The sequence below is a fragment of the Streptococcus sp. genome (assembly GCF_030825805.1).
GTDB lineage: Bacteria > Bacillota > Bacilli > Lactobacillales > Streptococcaceae > Streptococcus.
The window spans coordinates 1-20,175 of record NZ_JAPJPF010000035.1 but is presented as its reverse complement, the minus strand read 5'-3'; the positions used below and the strand labels follow the sequence as shown (position 1 = coordinate 20,175).

Below are 20,175 nucleotides of genomic sequence, written 5' to 3'. Positions count from 1 at the left end.
CTCTTGCATCAAAGCTAATAGCTGTTTTTCACAGCACCATAGTAGTTTAACACAATGAAAGCCCCAATGCAAGGGATTTGAGTAGTTTTTTTCGTTTTTTTTTGATGAAAGTGTTTTCGAAAGAAATAAAGTGCTAAAAAAGTTGCTATTATATAGAAAAAAGGGAGCGAGACAGAACAAATTTATTTCCAAATTTGTTCGTCGTCTCGCCCCCGCAGATTAGGTTATCTTGGGAGCTTAACAAGTGAACAAAGATACCAATCAACCACTGCGTCTCGCAGTTATTCCTATTATTCTCAGATGGCTGTAATCTTTGTTCTTTCTATTTAGCTCTTCCTAGAAATTCCGCCCTGATTTGTTATAGCCATATTTTTCGACAAAATGCTCACGAAATTCTAAAAGATTGTCATCCATGATGGCTTGACGGACCTGCTTCATGAGGTTAATCAAGAAGTATAGGTTGTGGTAGCTGGTCAAGCGAATGCCGAAGGTCTCATCTGCCTTGAGGAGGTGGCGAAGATAAGCACGGGTGTAATTCTTACAAGTGTAGCAATCACACTCGTGGTCTAGTGGCGTAAAGTCTTCTGCAAATTGCGCATTTTTCACCACCAGACGTCCTTGACTAGTCATACAGGTGCCATTTCGCGCAATCCGCGTCGGCAAGACACAGTCAAACATGTCCACTCCACGAATAACGCCATCGATCAGACTGTCTGGAGCTCCTACTCCCATGAGATAGCGAGGCTTGTTCTCTGGTAAGAGAGGGGTTGTGAAATCCAGCACGGCATTCATCTCTTCATGGCTTTCTCCAACAGCTAATCCACCGATAGAATAGCCTGGGAAGTCCATGCTAACGAGATCACGCGCAGACTGACGGCGCAAGTCTTCAAATCCAGCCCCTTGGACAATCCCGAAAAGACCTTGATCATGAGGGCGACGATGAGCCTTAAGGCCACGTTCTGCCCAACGACTGGTCCGTTCGATTGATTTCTTCACATAATCATAGGGTTGATAGAACTGAGGACATTCGTCAAAGGACATCATGATATCGCTCCCTAGATTGTTTTGGATCGAGATGGCCTTTTCTGGGGAGAGGAACATCTTCGAACCATTGAGGTGATTTTTAAAGGTTACCCCTTCTTCGGTGATATTGCGGGTATCCGCTAGTGAATAGACCTGGAAGCCTCCACTATCTGTTAAAATGGGCTGGTCCCAGTTCATGAACTGGTGCAGTCCTCCTGCTTTTGCGACCAAGTCGTCCCCCGGACGAAGCCAGAGATGGTAGGTGTTGGCCAAAATAATTCCGGACTCCATTTCCTTGAGTTCTTCTGGCGATTGAGTCTTAACGGTTGCCTGAGTCCCTACAGGCATAAACATTGGGGTTGGGAAGGTCCCGTGAGGGGTGATAATTTCTCCCAGACGAGCACCTGTATGCTTTTCTTTTTTGATTAATCGATATTGAATCGGTGAATCTGTCATGGTTACCTCCGTACTGGGAAAAACAGTCCCAGCCTTCTTATTCCTGTCACAGGATCTCCTGTGAGCACCTGTACGATTGTACCAAATTTTACCAGCTCTGTCACGGACTTGTGTTATAATAAAGGGTACTACTACCATGAAAGAGGACATTATGAATATCAAATTGGTTCGTGCTCAAGCTCGTCAGCTGCAATTGCAACATCCCAAAGTCTTCTCCTACTTTGCCTTACCAACTTTCCTGACAATCCTTGCAAGTTACATGCTGACAGGGACAGACATCACTGAAACACTTGCTCACATGGAACTTAGAGAAGGGATGCTCTTTCTTCTAAGCCGGCAGATTTTCCCTGCGATTATTGGATTTATCCTTTCTTTTCTCTATTTAGGGGCAACTTTTCGCTTTTTGATTTCTGCCTCTAGCAAGGGAGAAAAGAACTTTGGTATCTTCACCATCTTTCAGAGCCAGTATTTTACACCTGCGTTTTTAACGCTATTCATTAAGCAAGTTATCCTGTCTTTGTGGGGGAGCCTCCTCTATGTGAGTCAACTTCTCTTAACGGTGGTCAGCTATCACGTTCTCGCTATCAATGAATCCTCCTCCACTACGTCTACCCTTAGAGCGGATACTCCAGAAGTTCAAGCAATTCTTAAGTTAGCTCCAACGATGACGACCGGCCTCTTAATGGCTCTGGTTGGGCTCCTACTCTTCCTCCCTTTTTATTACCAGTATAGTTTGGTCGAATTGATCCTATATAGTCGACTGATGACAGGAACCTATGACGGTCCCATGTCTATCCTCCGCCAAAGTAAGGAAGAGATGAAAGGCTTTAAGAGCCACCGCCTTGTTCTTGATTTGAGTCTGCTCGGTTGGCAAATTCTATCTTTTTTCACTTTAGGAATGGCGAATTTTTATGTTAAACCTTATGCAACCAGTTGCCAAATCATCTTCTACCATACCCTCCTTCAAAAACGGATGCAGGCGGACAGTCGCTTCCAGCAAAAGGCGCCGGATCTACCAAAGTCTAATCCACTTGATTAACAAAGAAAACAAGAAAACCCACCTTCGATTGGAGCCATTCTCCAAAGCACTAGGTGGGTTCTTTTATCTCTGTTAGGGAAATCCGTCTGTATTTATTTCACCTCTCGTATCAGTTTAATCACTGGATGAAAGACGAGAGGTTCTGAGATAAATCAAAAGCTATCCTTCTCCTAAGACCAAGCGAGTGTGCTCGCGTTTGATACAGCGGTTCATGACGATATCTTCTCGTCCAGCTCCACGAAGGATTTCTTCTGCTTCTTGATTTTCCAGCTCTAGTTGCGCCCAGAAAATCTTCGCATCCGACTCGATAAAGTCACGCGCTACATCTGGCAAAAACTCACTGCGACGGTAAACATCGACGATATCTACCGGGAAAGGAATTTCCTGCAAGCTAGCATACACCCTTTCTCCAAGGATTTGGCCACCGGCTGCACGAGGATTAACGGGAATAATCCGATAGCCCCGCTCTTGCATCTCCTCGCTGACACGATGGCTGGTCGTCTCTTCACGGTCAGATAATCCAACTACAGCAATGACTTTACTGGTTTCGAGGTAATGTTTGATAATGCCATCACTAGGATTGCGAAATGAATAAGCCATAAGAATCTCCTTTTTGTATGCGTTTCCTTTCTTTAAATAGTATAACAATACGAAGGGCATTGCAAGTGTTTGTCGTTAAAAGCGGTAGGAAACTGAAAAGTCTCCTACCGCTTTCTGTTTTAAACAAACTCAATCTTATTTGGCTTCATACCATGTTTTGCCTTCATTCTCATCAGCTTCTAGTGGAACTGCAAGTTCGATAGCAGATTCCATGGTCTCTTTGACGAGTTCTTTGATCGCTGCCAGTTCATCACTTGGTACTTGCAGAACAATTTCATCGTGGACCTGAAGGAGCATCTTGGTCTTGTATGCTCCTCTTTCTAGCGCTTGGTCCAAGTGGATCATGGCAATTTTCAAGATGTCTGCTGCAGATCCTTGGATGGGTGAGTTGATAGCTGTCCGCTCCGCAAAGCCTCGAACATTGAAGTTGCGAGAATTGATATCTGGAATCTCCCGACGACGCTTGAAGAGAGTTTCTACATAGCCTTTGTCACGCGCTTCCCGCACCACTCTCTCCATATAGTCCTTGATGCCAGGGTAGCGTTCGAAGTAGGTCTCAATGTAGGCCTTGGCTTCTTTTCGACTGATCCCTAGGTTGTTAGACAGTCCAAAGTCGGAAATTCCATAAACCACACCGAAGTTTACTGCTTTTGCATTGCGACGGTCATTCGGCGTCACATCTTCTGGTTTTTCAATATTGAAGACCCGCATAGCAGTCGATGTATGGATATCTGCCCCATGTTTAAAGGCATCAATCAAATGCTCATCTCCCGAAATATGGGCCAAGACGCGCAATTCGATCTGTGAATAGTCCGAACTGAGCAAGACACTATTTTCCTCTTCTGGGACAAAGGCCTTGCGAATGAGACGGCCTTGTTCCAAACGGACAGGGATATTTTGCAGGTTGGGATCCACGCTAGACAAACGGCCTGTCTGCGTCAAATCCTGTACATAGCGGGTATGGATCTTCCCATCTTCCAAAATCCAATCTTGAAGACCGATGACATAGGTCGATTGGATCTTGGCAATTTGGCGGTATTCAAGAATCTTAGACACGATCGGTGCGATTGGGGCTAGGCGTTCCAAAACATCAACGGCTGTGGAATAGCCGGTTTTGGTCTTCTTAGTATATTCAAGTGGGAGTTCCAATTTTTCAAAGAGGATGACCCCCAATTGTTTTGGAGAATTGATATTAAACTCTTCTCCAGCAAGCTCGTAGATTTCTTGGGTTAAGCGCTCCAAGACCACTTCGTTTTCCACCTGCATGTCTTTGAGGGTTTGGCGTTCTACCTTAATCCCTGCGATTTCCATCTTGGCCAAAACAGCTGCTAGTGGTTGCTCCATATCATAGAGCAAATCTAATTGATCATGGGCTTGCAACTGCTCCATCATGGGCTCTTCGGTATCCAGTAGAACAGCGACTTTTCGTGCCAAATGCTCTAATAGGGCGGTCTTTTCTGGGATCGCTTTTTTGGCTCCCTTGCCATAAACAACTTCGTCCAGTGGCAGCGCAATCTGACTATAGAGGCTCGCAATGGTTGAAATTTCATTGTCCTCTACGGTCGACAAGAGATACTTGGCCAATCGACTGTCAAAAGCTGGCTTTTGCAAGGTAATGCCCAAGTGGCTGAGCAAGACCTTGGCCCGCTTAAAGTCATAGACCTTGAGGGGCGTTTTTTCGAGAAATTCTTTGAAAATCGGTGTTTGTAAAAGATCAGTACCAGTACTTGCGTAGAGCTGACCTTTGGTCCCCCATGCAAAACCGATGATGGGTTCCGTATGGTAGTTGTCCCCAAAAATCTCAAAATGGAAGAAACTATCTTCCGTAAGCATATCTGGAGTGACTTGCTCGACTTCTGTATAGTCAATAGCTACAGGAGCCGCCTCTTCTCCACTGAGATCCAAGGCCTGACGGAGTTGCTTGAAGCCCATCTCCTCAAAAAACTTGGCGAGATTTTCTAGATGGGGGCCCGTATAGGTGATATCATCCAGGCCAATCTCAATGGGCGCATTGGTATCGATGGTCGCGAGAGTCTTGGACAGATAGGCCTGCTCCTTGTCGTTGATGAGGTTTTCCTTCATCTTAGAAGCCTTCATCTCATCGATATGCTCGTAAATACCATCGAGAGAGCCATACTCTAGGAGTAGTTTGATCCCTGTCTTTTCTCCGATCTTAGTAACACCTGGGATATTATCCGACTTATCTCCCATCAAGGCCTTGAGGTCGATAAATTGCTCTGGCGTCAGACCCATTTTTTCTTTCAGATAGGCTGGAGTGAATTCCTCAAACTCTGCTACCCCTTTTTTGGAAATCTCAACCACCGTATTATCATCTGTCAGCTGGATCAAATCCTTATCCCCAGAGACAATGGTGACTTCAAATGGCACCGAGCTAGTTTCTGCCATCTTATCTAGCGTTCCAATAATATCATCCGCTTCATACTGGGCTAGCTCATAATGGCGGATCCCCAAATGATCTAGTTGCTCGCGAATAAAAGGGAACTGCTCACGGAATTCATCTGGTGTTTTTGCCCGACCTCCTTTGTAGTCGGCATACATCTCCGTCCGAAAGGTCGTCTTTCCTGCATCGAAAGCAACGAGGACATGAGTCGGTTGGATGCGCTCCAAGAGATGGCTCAACATGAGGTTAAAGCCATAGACCGCATTGGTATGCAACCCATTGGCATTTTTGAAGCGATCGATTTGATTATAGAGTGCGAAAAAGGCACGAAAAGCGACGGAAGACCCGTCGATGAGTAGTAATTTGTTCTTTTTTTCCATAGGCCTATTATATCACGAATCACAAGGTCTCTGGTACATAAAAACTCTACCCTTTCGGGTAGAGCCTTCTTTAGGAGTTTCTTATGAAAAATGAAGAGAAGTGTTTATTCGCCGTAACAAGAACCTTGTTGTGGCAATTTCTTAAAGCGTTTTGGATAATTAACTGAGATTTTCATTTGCTGTACTTCATTTCTTATTGGATGAGTTTAGTATACAAGAGAAACCTAAACCATTCCTTATAGAAAGCTTCAAGAAAACTAAAAGCTGAGGCGCAAAGCATGCAGTTGTTTTTGCTGCAAGCTGGTAACTGAAGACGGAGCCCTTGCCATCGCAGCCCTAAGAATAGGAAAGAAAAACTCTTCCCAATCTGGAAGAGTTGATCCTTATCCAAGCAGAAGAAGGCTGGCTAAAGCGACTATTGCTGGACCACCTTGGGTCAAGATGATTTTTTTATTAGAAGTTACAGCCCCATAAGCTGCTGCACCAATAATAAAGAGCAGAAAGATCGTGACAATTTCACTATTTCTAGCTACAAAGAGGCCGTAGAGGAGGAAGACACCAATCAGAGCATTATAAATGCCTTGGTTTTTGAAGAGAGCCGTCACAGATGGACGATGCAATTCTTCCTGATCCATATTAAAGACACGACCAGTCGATGCCGAGTGGGTTGCTAAACTCTCAAGGTAAAAAATATAGAAATGCTCAAAAGCAGCAAGACTTGCTAAAACAATGGTTAAGATAGACATATTATTCTCCTTTTAAAATGTAATTTGCTCGAGGCCAGACACCAACTTTTCGAGTAAGTGACTCAACTGATTCCGCTCTTTTTCAGAAAGAATCTGATCCATCTGGCCTTTTACCTGTAGATGATGTGCTGGGGGGTGGACCAACAACCGATCTCTGGCAAACTCCGTAAGTTCCACCACAATCTCCCGTTGATTTTCTGGATTGCGAGTACGAGTAACATAGCCACTAGCTTCTAAGACTTTGAAGTGGCGGGTTAAGGCTGCAGGGTCAATTGCTAGTTTCTCCTGAAGGGCCGCTTGGCTACACGGCGCTTCTGCTACTAACAACTGAAGCATCTGATAACGAGTCAGACTAATGCCCAATTGTTTTTCAAATAATTGGGTTGAAGACTGATCAGCTAGCTTCAACTGATAAAGCAAGTCATGCATTTCTGACATTCCTTCTCTCCGATCTTTTTTATTGACTTATCAATAATTGATTTATCAAGTATATCATTTTAAAAAATCGAAGCAATAAATTTGCTTACCTCAAACGAAATAATTTCCTCCTAAGAAAAGCAAAGTAAAAGACCACCGGATTTGGTGGCCTTTTAGGGAGATTATTATGAAAAAGAAAAGTTTTAGGATTTCATAAACAAAGTTAGGAGGTCTTTGTTTATGGTTTTATTATATCGGATTTATCTTAAAGATTTCTTAAGGAATTATTTCATTTCCAAAACAAATTGTTTACGGATAAGGAGGCCGCAAGGGCTCCTGAATCCTTGGTGTAAAGGGCTGTCAAAGGACTTCCAAACAAGAAGATGGTAAGGGCGAGAGGAAGCATGGAGAGAAAAGAGAGCCAGAAACTACGACTGGTGATTTGCTTAATCCCTTGTAAATCATTCTGCCCCAAACTTTTGGCGACCAACATGACCGTCGCTGTCGCAATCCCAAAGACCGGCATATAGTTGAACTGGGTCAAGACTTCCCCAATAGCATTCCCAGCTACCGCTCTAGTACCAAAAACGGCCACCATAGCAATGATGACAATATCCCCTGCTCGCATCATGAGGCGCTCACCAGCAGCAGGCAAAGCAAGGGAGAGCAAGTCTCGATCCAAGCCCCAACGAAAAGGAGCAAAGGGAAGTTGAACCTGACGCCAGAGCAAGAAAGCCCCTAATAAGCGAGAGAGAACCGTTCCTAAGGCAGCCCCGGCGATGCCCAGCCCAAAAACAAAGATCAAGATGCTCGATAATAGAGCATTCAAAACATTGGTCAACAAACTGACATACATGGGTAGTCGCGGGTTATGGGCCACACGGACTAGGGCTCCCAAGGTAGTCATCAGACCTAAAAGCAAAATACTTCCTCCGACAAGGGATAAATAAATTCCTCCGGCTTCTGCAACCGCTGCTTCAACCCCCAAGAGGGCAATCAATTCCTTGCCAAAGCAGAGGGATAAGACCCCCAAGATACAACTTAATAAAACCGTGACTTTAATAGATTCAGTCGCCTGACGAGCTATGGCTTTCTGATCTTTTTGTCCCATACTTTTGGACAAGAGACTCACGACCGCTGCTCCAAGAGCGATAAAAATAGCTTGGTAAATCGTAATGATATTGCCTGCAACGGATACACCCGATACAGCTACTAAACCCAACTGAGCAACCAAGTAGCTATCTACCATCCCCATGAGCATTTGGAGAAAGTTTTCTCCGATGGCTGGAAGGGCAATTCTTAAAATTTGTCGATCTACTTGTTGTTGACGTGACACACTTTCCTCCTGATGAAAAGAAACTCAGCTAGTTGCCTAACTGAGTTCTGCTTGTAGAACTATTGTGAGATTTATTCAGTCAAGTCCTAGAGACTTCTGCTTTCTAATTTTGGGACTCCCACTTACAATCCCAAATAGGCTTCAACTGCAGCCTGCATATCTGTTGCTGCAACAGTTGTCTTGTGACGAACTGGAGCAGTTTCGAGACCATCCACTGCTGGTGGCAAGGCTACACCTGAGATTTCATGTAATTGAGCCAAGGCTTCAAAGTCGCTCAAACCTGATTTCCCTGTTACAGCTTCCACCGCAACCACTGGGAATTTGTAAGGACTAGCTGTTGATGCAATTACGGTCTTGGCCGCATCGCCTGTCGCTGCTTGGTATTTTTTATAAACTGCTGAAGCAACTGCTGTATGAGGGTCCTCAATATAAGCATCTGACTCATAAACACGCTTGATTTCTGCTGCTGTTTCTGCTTCTGTCGCATACTCGGCTGCAAAAAGGTCAAGGATTTCTTCATCAAAATCTGTCAATTCATACTGACCTTGCGTATTCAAGGCAGTCATGAGTTCAGCTGTCTTAACCGCATCATTTCCCAAAAGATGGAAAATGAGACGCTCCAAGTTTGAAGACACTAAGATATCCATAGATGGGCTAGTGGTTACCTTAAACTCACGCTTCTTGTCATAGACACGAGTCTTAAAGAAGTCTGTCAAGACATTGTTGTCATTTGAAGCACAAATCAACTTACCGACTGGTAGGCCGATTTGCTTAGCATAAAATGCCGCCAAGATATTTCCGAAGTTTCCTGTCGGTACAGTGAAGTTAACCTTGTCACCAGTATTAATCTCGCCAGTTTTAATAAGTTGAGCGTAGGCATAAACATAATAAACAATCTGTGGGACCAAACGACCAATATTCATAGAGTTAGCTGATGAGAACTGGAGCTTGTTGGCTGCCAATTTTTCACGGAGGGCCACATCATTGAACATATGCTTCACATTTGTCTGAGCATCGTCAAAGTTTCCATCAATGGCGATGACATGGGTATTTTCGCCCGTTTGAGTGGTCATTTGCAACTCTTGCACCTTGCTGACACCGTCTTTTGGATAAAAGACGATAATTTCAGTACCTGGAACATCCGCGAACCCTGCCATAGCAGCTTTCCCAGTGTCACCAGATGTCGCTGTCAAGATAACAATTTTGTTTTCCAAGCCGTGTTTCTTAGCAGCTGTCGTCATGAAGTAAGGCAAGATCGACAAGGCCATGTCTTTAAATGCGATGGTTGAACCGTGGAACAATTCCAAGTTGTATTGACCATCAAGTTTGACAAGAGGGGCAATAGCTGGTGTATCAAACTTGCTGTCATAGGCATTGGTGATACAGTAGTCCAACTCTTCAGCTGTAAAGTCATCCAAGAAGGCTGACAAGACAAGTTTAGCTACCTCTTGATAAGAAGCATCTTTTAATGTGTCAAAATCCAAGTCCACCTTTGGATAACTCACTGGAGTAAATAAGCCTCCATCTGTTGCTAAACCTTGCAAAATCGCCTGGCTGGCTGTTACGGTATTTTTCGCATCACGCGTTGATTGATAAACTAATGTCATGTACATTTCCTCATTCTGTTCCTTAAGATACGAATTAGACTCCTCTAACTTTCGTACAATCTATTCCATTATACCATGAATTCTTGTGAATTTTGTCAGTGAGAATGAAATTGTCTGAAAAAAGAGCCCACTGCTTGCAAACTGAAAATCAACGAAAAACCTCTCTTCATCAATTTATCTGCCCTCCGACTCTGGCTACTCTCTTTTCACTTGTTCATAGGAGTCCTTGCCATCATTGAGCTTGTCCCAGATGACGACTTTTCCTTCTTTGAGGGATTTTTGAACATCAATGATCCGCTGGTTGGAAGAGCCACGAAACTGCAACATCAGGTTGCGCTTGCTCTTATCATAGCGACCATCCACCAGAATATCAATCAGCGAAAGTAGCTCCAATTTGTCCGGCGTCTCCAGCATCATTTCTTCCCAGGTGTAGCCGGTCCAAGACCAGATATCTTTGTCGGGCAATTCTCTTTTCACCCGCTTGACCAAGGGCAGCAGGATGCCAGTGTTGAGAAAGGGTTCCCCCCCAAGCAAGGTCAAGCCCTGAACATAGGGTTGGGCCAGATCGGCCATGATCTGCTCTTCCAACTCTTTGGTGTAGGGAATGCCTGCGTTGAAAGACCAGGTGGCTACATTGTAACAGCCCTCACAGTGAAACATGCAACCTGCTACATAGAGGGAGTTGCGTACTCCTTCGCCATCCACAAAGTTAAAAGCCTTATAGTCGATGATGCGCCCTTGACTCAGTTCTTCACTTTTCCATTCTTGAGGTTTGGGATTGTTCATGACACCTCCCCATCTAACTCTATCCAGTAGCGCTGACTTCTGTCGATTGTATTTTCGTAAACACCGCCAGCAGATAGAATCGTGCGACGGCTAGCTTCGTTGTCTTCATCACAGGTAATCAGCACTCGTTCTAGTCCTTGTTTTCGAGCCTCTGCTAGTCCTAGCTCTAGCTGCAACTTAGCCAAGCCCTTTCTGCGTTGACTGGGCCGGATGGAATAGCCAATGTGACCACCCTCTACAAATAATTTGTCATTCAAGGACAAGCGCAGGGCTAAAAAGCCCAGAGGGTAGCCAGTCTCATCAAAGGATAAAAATTGAATGGTAGGAACCCAGCATTCTGGCAGATTCTCAGTATCCTCCTGCTGCTCTACAATTCGCAACCAATCCGCAAAATCCTTTGCTCGCTTCCAAGTGGAGCCCATGCCACCGTGCATATAGGATTTTGCAGCATCGAACTCAGTAATCATCTCTAAAATCGCGTCTTTATCTTCTAAAGTTGGTCGTTGTAACTTCATAAACTTTCCTCAATCTAAATCAATCCAATAGCGCTCTTTCCCGCCTCGAACATCCTCTAAAGCTCCGCCATTAGTCAGAATCACTGCTCGACTGGCAGCATTGTCACTATCACAAGTCACTAAAGCACGTTTGATATTTTTACTTTTGGCTACTTGCAAGCCTTGCCGCAGCTGCTCTTTTGCCAATCCTTGCCCACGCGCAGAGGGACGGATACTATAGCCGATATGACCAGCATAATTCAGCAACCCCTCATTTAGTCTCAGCCGTAGATTCAAAAAACCTAAAGCATGGCCTGATTTATCAAACAATACGTACTGAATTGATGGAACACGATTTTCAGGCAAATTTATTCCCATTTCTTTTTGCATATTTGTCTCCAACCACTCTTCGTAGTCAAAGTTCTCAGCATCCCAAAATCCGCCATCGTGAGCTGATTGATTCGCTTCAAACTCTGCCATCATGTCTAATACAGTTTCTTTATCTGCTAGAGTCGGTCTGCGTAATTCCATCTTTACCTCCCCATACGAGAAAAGCGAGAGCGAACTCTCACTTTTATTTTTTCTTAGTCTTTTTTAAAAATTGCTCTCTTAGGCTGGCTACTCGGTCTTTTTTATTGATTCCGCCTGTCGAGTGCTTTTCGTGGAATCGTTGTACCTGAGCCTTGCCCTTATCGTCTAATTGATATTTTCCCATAATCTTCCTTTTCTAATCTGTCACTTGGTGTCCAGCTGATTTGATAGTAGAACCATTCATGTGTTTAACACGCGCAGCGATTTCCTTATGACGACCATTGACCATGGGGCGAGCTTGTGGGTTTCCAAGATAGCCACAGGTCCGTTTAACCACATCAACTGTTTTCGGATCGCTATTGCCACAATTAGGACAGGTGAAGCCCCGCTCGGTTGGCGTGAAGTCTCCTTCAAAGTCACACTTATAGCAACGGTCAATTGGGGTATTGGTTCCGAGATAACCAACCCTGTCATAAGCATAATCCCAAACTGCTTCAAGCGCTTTTGGATTTTGTTGGAGCACAGGGTATTCACAATAGTGGATGAAACCACCAGTCGCCCCAGCTTCTGGATAGACTTTTTCAAAATCCAGCTTCTCAAATGGGGTTGGGTTCTTGCGGACATCGTAGTGGAAACTATTGGTGTAGTATTCCTTGTCTGTGATATCCGGAACCTTCCCAAATTTCTCCGTATCCAGGCGACAGAAGCGGTCTGTCAAACTTTCTGATGGCGTCGAATAGATTGAGAAGTGGTAGTCATATTGGTCGGACCATTCTTCGACCCGTTTCTTCATATCCTTAATGATTTCGATTGTAAATTGTTTGGCTTCTGGATTTTCTTCCCAATTTGGACCATAAAAGACAGTCGCTACTTCATACAATCCAATATAGCCGAGTGAAATGGTTGCTCTGCGATGACGGAAGAGCTGGTCTACCTGGGCATATTTACCCAAACGCTTCCCAAAAGCGCCATATTGGTAGAGAATTGGGGCATTGGCTGGAGTCGCTTCCTTGGTCCGCTCTACCCGATAGATCAAAGCATCTTCCGCGATGTTCATCCGCTCATTAAAAATTTCCCAGAACTTTTCTTTATTCCCTTCTGACTCCAAGGCAATCCGAGGGAGATTGACTGTCACAACCCCTAGGTTCATCCGACCAGAATTGACTTCCACACCATTTTCATCCTTCCAACCTTGAAGGAAAGAACGACATCCCATGGGCACCTTGAAGGAGCCCGTCAACTCAACAATTTTGTCATAAGACAAAACGTCTGGATACATGCGTTTGGTCGCACATTCCAAGGCCAACTGCTTGATGTCGTAGTTGGGACTACCTGGTTCTAAGTTGAGGCCTCTTTTTAAACTAAAAATCAACTTAGGGAAAATAGCGGTCCGGTGTTCTGAACCAAGTCCTTTGATTCGAATTTCCAGAATGGCCTTTTGAATTTCCCGTTCGAAGCGATTGGTTCCAAGCCCAAAGCCCAGCGAAGTAAAGGGCGTTTGCCCATTTGAGGTAAAGAGGGTATTGATCTCGTACTCCAAGGATTGCATGGCATCATAGATATCTTTTTGAGTCTTGCTCCAAGCATAGTCCTCGCGTTTTTCAGGGAGAACCCACTCCTCTGCATCTTTCAAGTGCTTCTGATAATTCTTTTCTGCATAAGGAGCCAAGACTTCGTCGATCCGGTCAGCTGAGCAACCGCCATACTGGCTAGAGGCTACATTGGCAATGATTTGCGAGATCTGTGCCGTTGCAGTTTGGATGGACTTGGGACTTTCTACTTCTGCATTCCCAATCTTAAAACCATTGCGCAGCATGCCTTCAAAATCGATCAAACAACAGTTGGTCATCGGAGTGTAAGGGCTATAGTCCAAATCATGGTAGTGGATATCCCCTTTTTGGTGGGCATTGGCTACGTGTTTGGGCAACATTTTAAGACCAATAGACTTGCCGACAATTCCTGCTGTCAAATCGCGCTGGGTATTAAAAACATCGCTGTCCTTATTGGCATTTTCATTAACGACAGCTTGGTCCTTGTTGAGGAGCTTGCCGATGGTAAAGTTGATATCCGTTGCCTTTGAGCGCTCAAAATCACGCTGCGTGCGATAGGTAATATAGCTCTCGGCAATCGCATATTCATTGGCTTGCAACAACTCATGCTCAACGACATTTTGAATCTCGTAAATTTTTACGCCACGAGGGAAGCGTTCCAAAATTTCAGCCACAATCCGGTCTGTTACGGTTTCTAATTTCGCTTCCAAGGCCGGAGTGAGACCGGTCACTTCTTCTGTCGCTTTGACCAAAGCACGGTAAATTTTATCGACATCAAACTTGACCTTCCGCCCATCTCTCTTTTCTACAAAGAGTTGGGGGAGACTTTGGATATGCTCTTCTCGTAACGTTATCATAAGCTCGCCCACTTTCTTTTTTATACAAATAGAATTCACTCCATATTATATCACTCAAAAATAAAAAATCAATATCTTGTGTCAAAAAATGTCATTTCATTTTCAAACCACAAGATATTGATAGTCTATTTATATTGGTACAAGGTGTAATGCGAACCCTGCTGGTTCACTTTTTCATAACTTTGGGTTAAAACCTTTTGCATAGCAGACGTTACATCTAGGTCCTTATTGACCACAATAAACTTCGGCTTGTCTTGCTTAATCTGATTCGTCAGATTAGTTCGGTTTTCCTTCGGCCCCAGATAGGCTGTCGGAGTTAGAAGGGCTGAAGCGGCCAAGCGACCACTTTCCTGATAGAGATGGGCCGTCTGATCCCAAGCATATATGGTATCCTTGGAATCACTATGACTCTTGATATAGTGGGCAATCGTACTTCGTTCACTCGCTAGGTTGTTTTGGAGAACCAATTGATTCACAACTGGATACCCAACTAAATAACCTATTGCTAAGATCGGTAAGAAGGCTTGACTGGAGAAATAAAGGTCCCAGATAGAATTGTTCTTCATCTTCCGGCGCTGATAAGTGGACTCTTCTCCCGCAAACCAAAGAGCGAACAAAGGGAGACCAAAAGGCAAGAAGCTAAGGAACTGATAGGCCCCTTGCTCTGGTGTCCCAACCACAACAGTGGCAACCAGCAGAAGACCAAACCAACTCATAAACCGAATCACACGTTGACCGCTTGTCGATACTTTTCGGAAAGACATGACGAAAGCTGAAGCGAAACCAAGGGTCAACAGCAATAAACAGTAATAAACCAGGTTGGCAAATAGGTGCCCCGCATCAAACTGGAGGGAGCGGAGACTATATAAGGTCTGATGAATTGCATACCCAAAGGAGCCGTTCCACACAGTGATGTAGCCTAAGGGATAGAAAAGAAGAGAGAATCCCAAGAGGGCAGCAAGGAATTGATAGAAGCCGTGGGAAAATTTCTTTTGCTTCACATGATAGGCTGTCAATCCAAGGAAGGCAAGCAGATAAAAAATCACACTCAGCCATGGCACCATCATAAATGCCAAACAGGCTCCTGCGCCATAAGCGACAAAGGATTCATCTGTTTTCTCACCCTCTAGATAAGCGAGAATGAAATTCATAGAGCCAAATAGGAAGGGTAGGGCATAAAAGACAGCGTAATTGCCGCCAAATCCAAGCACTCCAGCAAGTAGGTAGAAGAGCAGCTGGACTTGTCCTGCAATTTTTTCACTTGCAACTAAGCTTCTGACCATCCGATACAGGCTCGTCCCAGCAAAAAAGTAGGCTAAAATCTGGAAGACCACCAGGAGAACTTGACCTCCTACCAAACTTCCTAAACCGCTGATCCCGTAGTAGAGCAAGCCATTGACCCCAAAGAAATGACCATAGGGAACTTGACCTTGAGACATTGCCCAACCGGCATATAAGTCCTGGGTTTGCTGATTGGTCGCCAGTAAGTTGATAAAAGGAAGGGCTACATGGACCAGCCCAAGTAGGACACTAAGAGCAATTGGTAGTGACAAGGGAACTGGTCGCTTAATGGCATAGCGCCCCAACGACTTTTCATCTTCTTGCTCTTCTAATGTCTCTTCTACATCCTCTTGGTCTTTCGATCTCGCTTCAACCTTCTCTTTGCGACGATGACCAGATTGTGATAGGCGACTTAGAGTTCCGGTCGAAGCTTCTGTTTCCACCGCTTCTCCAGCAACCTGGCTCTCTTCCTGGGTCTGCTCTGATTCCACCGGTTGACTAGCCGTCAAAACTTCTTCTTCCCGGCTAATTGATTGTTCCAATACCTTTCGTAGCTCTTGAGTATCTTGAAAATTGGACCCGACACTCAAGCCAAGTTTATGCGATTCTTTTTCTTTTTCACTCATACCGTGTTTTTTCCTTTACTAGAATTGCAAGTGCTAAAGGGCACATGCATACCCTACTAGTATATCAAAAATGGGCCCAGCTGTCAGCTTTCTCCACAAGGAGAAAGTAGAGGACATGCAAAAAGACCGACACCTTCTCGGCATCCGTCTTTTCTTTTTATAGTTGATTCAAAATAGTCTGAAAATCTTTTTTTACTTCTTCGATGGACGTGGTCATTTCCTGGCGAGTCTGGTTGTTTTTGACGGTGATTTGCCCACTTTCAACCTCGCTACCACCTAAGGCAATGATAGTTTTGGCCCCAAAGACGTCAGCTGACTTGAACTGAGCCTTCAACTTACGGCCTAGGTAATCACGTTCTGCGATGAAGCCTTGACGACGAAGGGCCTGAACCAATTCCAAGGCAGCTACTTCTGCTTCTGAACCCAACACAGCAATGTAGACATCCAATGACGTCTCAACAGGAAGCTCAACTCCTTGTTTATCGAGGATCAACAAGAGACGCTCAAGTCCCATCCCAAAACCGAAACCTGGTGTTGCTGGTCCACCAAAATATTCTACCAAGCCATCGTAACGACCTCCCGCACAAACGGTCAACTCATTCCCATCTACTTCTGTCACGAACTCGAAAATTGTGTGGTTGTAGTAGTCTAGGCCACGTACCATATTGGTATCGATGACATAGTCAATTCCGAGACCGTCTAGCATAGCCCGTACGGCATCAAAGTGTGCCTGGCTTTCTTCGTCCAAGTAGTCTAGGATAGATGGAGCATTCTCAACCGCTTGCTTGTCTTCTTTTTCTTTTGAGTCCAAGACGCGGAGCGGATTTTCTTCTAGACGACGTTGACTATCTTTTGAAAGTTGGTCCTTCATTGGAAGGAGGTAGTCGATCAAAGCTTGACGGTAAGCTGCCCGACTGGCTGTGCTACCAAGGGTATTCAAGTGGAGGACGACATTTTCAATTCCAATTTCTTTGAAGAATTGGTCAGCCATGGCAATCGTCTCGACGTCTGTGGCTGGATTGCTAGATCCAAAACACTCTACGCCAATCTGGTGGAATTGACGTAAACGGCCAGCCTGAGGGCGCTCATAGCGGAACATAGGACCGATATAATAGACCTTGCTTGGTTTTTGAACCTCTGGTGCAAAGAGTTTATTTTCAACATAGGAGCGGACCACTGGTGCTGTCCCTTCCGGACGCAAAGTGATATGACGATCACCCTTATCATAGAAGTCGTACATCTCCTTGGTCACGATATCCGTTGTATCCCCTACTGAACGACTAATCACCTCGTAATGTTCAAAAATAGGTGTGCGGATCTCTGCGTAATTGTATTTTTTAAAGGTTTCGCGAGCAAATCCTTCTACATATTGCCACTTAGCGGATTCCTGTGGCAGGATATCTTGGGTTCCTTTTGGTTTTTGTAATTTCATAGATACCACTCCTTTGCTTGCTTTGTACTATTTATTTTATCATAATTTCTAGTCCGTGACAGCGCTCAAGCGATAAAATCAGCCTACAAGCGCATCAGGAATAGAAAAAGGGAACTTCTCCAGCCCATAAAAATCGAGCCCGCATCACATGCAAGGCTCGATTTCTTTCGTTTCTTTACTTTCAACTATCTTATAAGATATTTTCATATTGTTCGCGAACTTCCTGCGGCCAGACGCTGGTTTGGACTTCTCCGATATGTTTCTTACGAAGCAAGAACATAGCCATCCGCGATTGACCAATCCCACCTCCGATAGTTAGTGGAAAGAGTCCATTCAAGAGCGCACGGTGCCATTCCAATTCTAAACGATCCTGATCTCCTGTAATAGCAACCTGGCGCTTGAGGGTGTCTTCATCAACCCGAATCCCCATAGAAGATAATTCGAATGCCGCCCCTAAGTTATCATTCCAAACAAGGATATCCCCATTTAAGCCCTTGTAGCCATTTTCGGTTTCTGTTGTCCAGTCGTCATAGTCTGGTGCCCGTCCATCGTGCGGTTTGCCATCTGATAAGACGCCACCAATCCCAATCAAAAAGACAGCTCCATATTCTTTGGTGATGGCATTTTCCCGTTCTTTCGGCGTCAAGTCAGGATAACGCTCTACCAACTCTTCTGTGTGGATAAAGGTGATTTGCTTCGGCAGGATTGATTCAATATCATAGCGAGCTTCGACAGCTAACTCTGTTAGACGAATGGCCTTGTAGATTTTTTCAACCGTTTCCTTCAAGTAGGCTAGGTTACGGCTCCCATTTGGAATGACCTTTTCCCAGTCCCATTGATCAACATAAACTGAGTGGGTCGCATCCAAAGAATCTTCATCTGGTCGAAGAGCCTTCATATGGACGAAGAGACCTTCCCCTTCCCCAAAGCCAAACCGCGCCAAGGTATGACGTTTCCATTTTGCAAGGGAATGAACCACTTCATAAGTTTCATTAGGAATTTGCAAGACCTTTACAGAGACAGGGTTTTCCACTCCGGATAGATTGTCCTGCATCCCATCTCCTACCTTACTTAAGATTGGACCTTGAACCTCAACGACTTCTAGTTTATCTTTCAAATACTGGGTAAACGTTGTTTTTACAAATGAAATTTCTTCTTGTTGGTGAATAAAACTCTTCTTCATAGAGACTCCCTTTAGATAGTATGAATTTGATTATACGCTTTTTTAGAGAAAAAGCAATACTTACCGTTTTCGAAAATTTATTTAAGAGTCAATTCCAATTATCTGATATTTGATGTACAACACATTACGTTTTTTCTACTATTTAATTTAAATAATCAAAGTTATAGTATTGAAACACGGCTTGCCTTGTGATATAATTCACTACATAGGGCTGCTTTATAACTGAAAACTTTAGGAAGGAGAATCTTTAAATAATTTTCAAATAGTCCTATAGCGTGTACTTAACACAAACAATGATTTTATAAATTTAGGAGATATATTGGAAAAAATGAAAAAACTTTTTAAGAGACGACTGCCTAAGCTTTTATTTATTGCTTTTTTACCATTACTACTAATTCTCATCGCTCCCAAAAAAGTGGTGCAAGCAGCTGATGTTAGCAATAATGTTAGCTCATTAACTGTTTCATCAAACGAATTGTATAACGGAGGACAAACAACTGTTAAATTCACTTTTGACGAGCATGCTCAAAAAATTAAGTCGGGAGATACCCTCCAAGTAACTTGGCCAAGTTCAGGAACAATTCATGGGGCTGGATTTAAGAAAACCATTAAATTAATGATTGAAGGTACGTATGTAGGAGATATGGTAATCACTGATGGAGAAGCCAAAGTGACCTTTAATGACGGAATCACAAATCTTGAAAACATTCGTGGTTGGGGGGAGTTTGAAATCGAAGCCCACAATGAAACCAATACCGAGAAAGAACACACAGGTAGTTTTCGCATCACGAGTGGGACAAAAACTGTAGAGATTTCCGTCAAGAAAGTAGCTACTGGAAAGTCCTCTGCACCATTTTACTTAAAAGCCGGGGACATGAAAGCTAACGATCCTGATCATATTCTATGGAGCTTAAATATCAATAATATGAAGGTGGATGTTGATGATGAAGTACGCGTAGAAGACCAAATTCAGCCAGGTCACACTCTGGAAACAGATAGTTGGATGATTATCGTAACAGGTAAAAAGTCGGGATACTATAGTGGATCTGATGCGATTACAAACTTTTTAAAAGATTTTCCTAATGCTCAATTTACTGCAGATGCGCAAACTGGAAAAATTTCAATTAAAATTCCTCAAGAAGACGCCGTACTAACAGGTTTCACAGTAATATATAAAACAAAAGTAACAAATCCTGATCAAGCTAAGTTTGAAAATCATAGCCAAGCTTGGTATCGTATAAAAGGTGAAGCAGCTGTTGTAGCCATAGAGAAGAATTCTTCTGTATCAAATATTCGAGCGGATGGTGGTGTTGATGGTGATAAAACCACTACAACCACTACAACAACAGAGGAACCTACAACCACAACTACCACTACAACAGAGGAACCTACAACCACAACTACCACTACAACAGAGGAACCTACAACCA

At 44.0% G+C, this 20,175-nt stretch carries 16 protein-coding genes and 1 pseudogene; 2 read left to right on the top strand and 15 right to left on the bottom strand.

Going from position 1 to position 20,175, the window contains the following annotated elements; genetic code table 11:
- Window positions 1–336 precede the first annotated feature (336 nt).
- A complete protein-coding gene (tgt, locus tag RCH62_RS06420) occupies window positions 337–1,479 on the bottom strand; it encodes a tRNA guanosine(34) transglycosylase Tgt (protein ID WP_125336259.1) in 1,143 nt (380 codons plus the stop codon).
- 151 nt (window positions 1,480–1,630) lie between these two features.
- Between tgt and RCH62_RS06415 the strand changes: the two genes are divergently transcribed.
- Window positions 1,631–2,518 (top strand): DUF975 family protein, encoded by an 888-nt coding sequence (locus RCH62_RS06415; protein WP_229099959.1) that lies wholly within the window; start codon window positions 1,631–1,633, stop codon window positions 2,516–2,518.
- 159 nt (window positions 2,519–2,677) lie between these two features.
- Here the strand turns inward: RCH62_RS06415 and RCH62_RS06410 are convergent, their stop codons facing one another.
- From RCH62_RS06410 to asnA, 14 genes and pseudogenes are all read right to left on the bottom strand, one after another.
- On the bottom strand, window positions 2,678–3,118 hold the full coding sequence (locus RCH62_RS06410; RefSeq protein ID WP_048789418.1) for a CoA-binding protein: 441 nt from the start codon (window positions 3,116–3,118) through the stop codon (window positions 2,678–2,680).
- Window positions 3,119–3,253: 135 nt separating this feature from the next.
- Complete coding sequence (polA, locus tag RCH62_RS06405; protein WP_306474864.1) at window positions 3,254–5,899, bottom strand: DNA polymerase I; 2,646 nt, start codon at window positions 5,897–5,899, stop codon at window positions 3,254–3,256.
- 383 nt (window positions 5,900–6,282) lie between these two features.
- Window positions 6,283–6,645 carry a DUF1304 domain-containing protein gene (locus RCH62_RS06400; protein ID WP_048789420.1) on the bottom strand — a complete coding sequence of 121 codons (363 nt, stop codon included), beginning with the start codon at window positions 6,643–6,645 and terminating at the stop codon, window positions 6,283–6,285.
- A 12-nt stretch (window positions 6,646–6,657) separates the two neighbouring features.
- A complete protein-coding gene (locus RCH62_RS06395; protein WP_048789421.1) occupies window positions 6,658–7,083 on the bottom strand; it encodes a MarR family winged helix-turn-helix transcriptional regulator in 426 nt (141 codons plus the stop codon).
- A 289-nt stretch (window positions 7,084–7,372) separates the two neighbouring features.
- Window positions 7,373–8,398 (bottom strand): annotated as a pseudogene (locus RCH62_RS06390) (MATE family efflux transporter); the annotation flags it as partial.
- 122 nt (window positions 8,399–8,520) lie between these two features.
- A complete protein-coding gene (gene thrC, locus RCH62_RS06385) occupies window positions 8,521–10,005 on the bottom strand; it encodes a threonine synthase (protein WP_048789425.1) in 1,485 nt (494 codons plus the stop codon).
- 195 nt (window positions 10,006–10,200) lie between these two features.
- Window positions 10,201–10,791, bottom strand: coding sequence for an anaerobic ribonucleoside-triphosphate reductase activating protein (gene nrdG / locus RCH62_RS06380; RefSeq protein WP_048690582.1), 591 nt, complete (start codon window positions 10,789–10,791; stop codon window positions 10,201–10,203).
- Complete coding sequence (locus RCH62_RS06375; RefSeq protein WP_048690583.1) at window positions 10,788–11,306, bottom strand: GNAT family N-acetyltransferase; 519 nt, start codon at window positions 11,304–11,306, stop codon at window positions 10,788–10,790. Before RCH62_RS06375 ends, nrdG begins: the two co-directional genes overlap by 4 nt.
- Before the next feature lie 9 nt (window positions 11,307–11,315).
- Window positions 11,316–11,816 (bottom strand): GNAT family N-acetyltransferase, encoded by a 501-nt coding sequence (locus RCH62_RS06370; protein WP_048690585.1) that lies wholly within the window; start codon window positions 11,814–11,816, stop codon window positions 11,316–11,318.
- 43 nt (window positions 11,817–11,859) lie between these two features.
- A complete protein-coding gene (locus RCH62_RS06365; protein WP_125330069.1) occupies window positions 11,860–12,000 on the bottom strand; it encodes a hypothetical protein in 141 nt (46 codons plus the stop codon).
- Window positions 12,001–12,012: 12 nt separating this feature from the next.
- Window positions 12,013–14,223, bottom strand: a complete 2,211-nt coding sequence (gene nrdD / locus RCH62_RS06360) for an anaerobic ribonucleoside-triphosphate reductase (RefSeq protein ID WP_048690589.1) — start codon at window positions 14,221–14,223, stop codon at window positions 12,013–12,015.
- A gap of 125 nt (window positions 14,224–14,348) precedes the next feature.
- Window positions 14,349–16,130 carry an MFS transporter gene (locus RCH62_RS06355; protein WP_306474863.1) on the bottom strand — a complete coding sequence of 594 codons (1,782 nt, stop codon included), beginning with the start codon at window positions 16,128–16,130 and terminating at the stop codon, window positions 14,349–14,351.
- A 157-nt stretch (window positions 16,131–16,287) separates the two neighbouring features.
- Window positions 16,288–17,562 (bottom strand): histidine--tRNA ligase, encoded by a 1,275-nt coding sequence (hisS, locus tag RCH62_RS06350; protein ID WP_129270518.1) that lies wholly within the window; start codon window positions 17,560–17,562, stop codon window positions 16,288–16,290.
- A 190-nt stretch (window positions 17,563–17,752) separates the two neighbouring features.
- Window positions 17,753–18,745 carry an aspartate--ammonia ligase gene (gene asnA / locus RCH62_RS06345; RefSeq protein ID WP_048692049.1) on the bottom strand — a complete coding sequence of 331 codons (993 nt, stop codon included), beginning with the start codon at window positions 18,743–18,745 and terminating at the stop codon, window positions 17,753–17,755.
- A 328-nt stretch (window positions 18,746–19,073) separates the two neighbouring features.
- Between asnA and RCH62_RS06340 the strand changes: the two genes are divergently transcribed.
- A partial coding sequence (locus RCH62_RS06340) for a collagen binding domain-containing protein (RefSeq protein ID WP_306474866.1) occupies window positions 19,074–20,175 on the top strand: 1,102 nt, incomplete at its 3' end.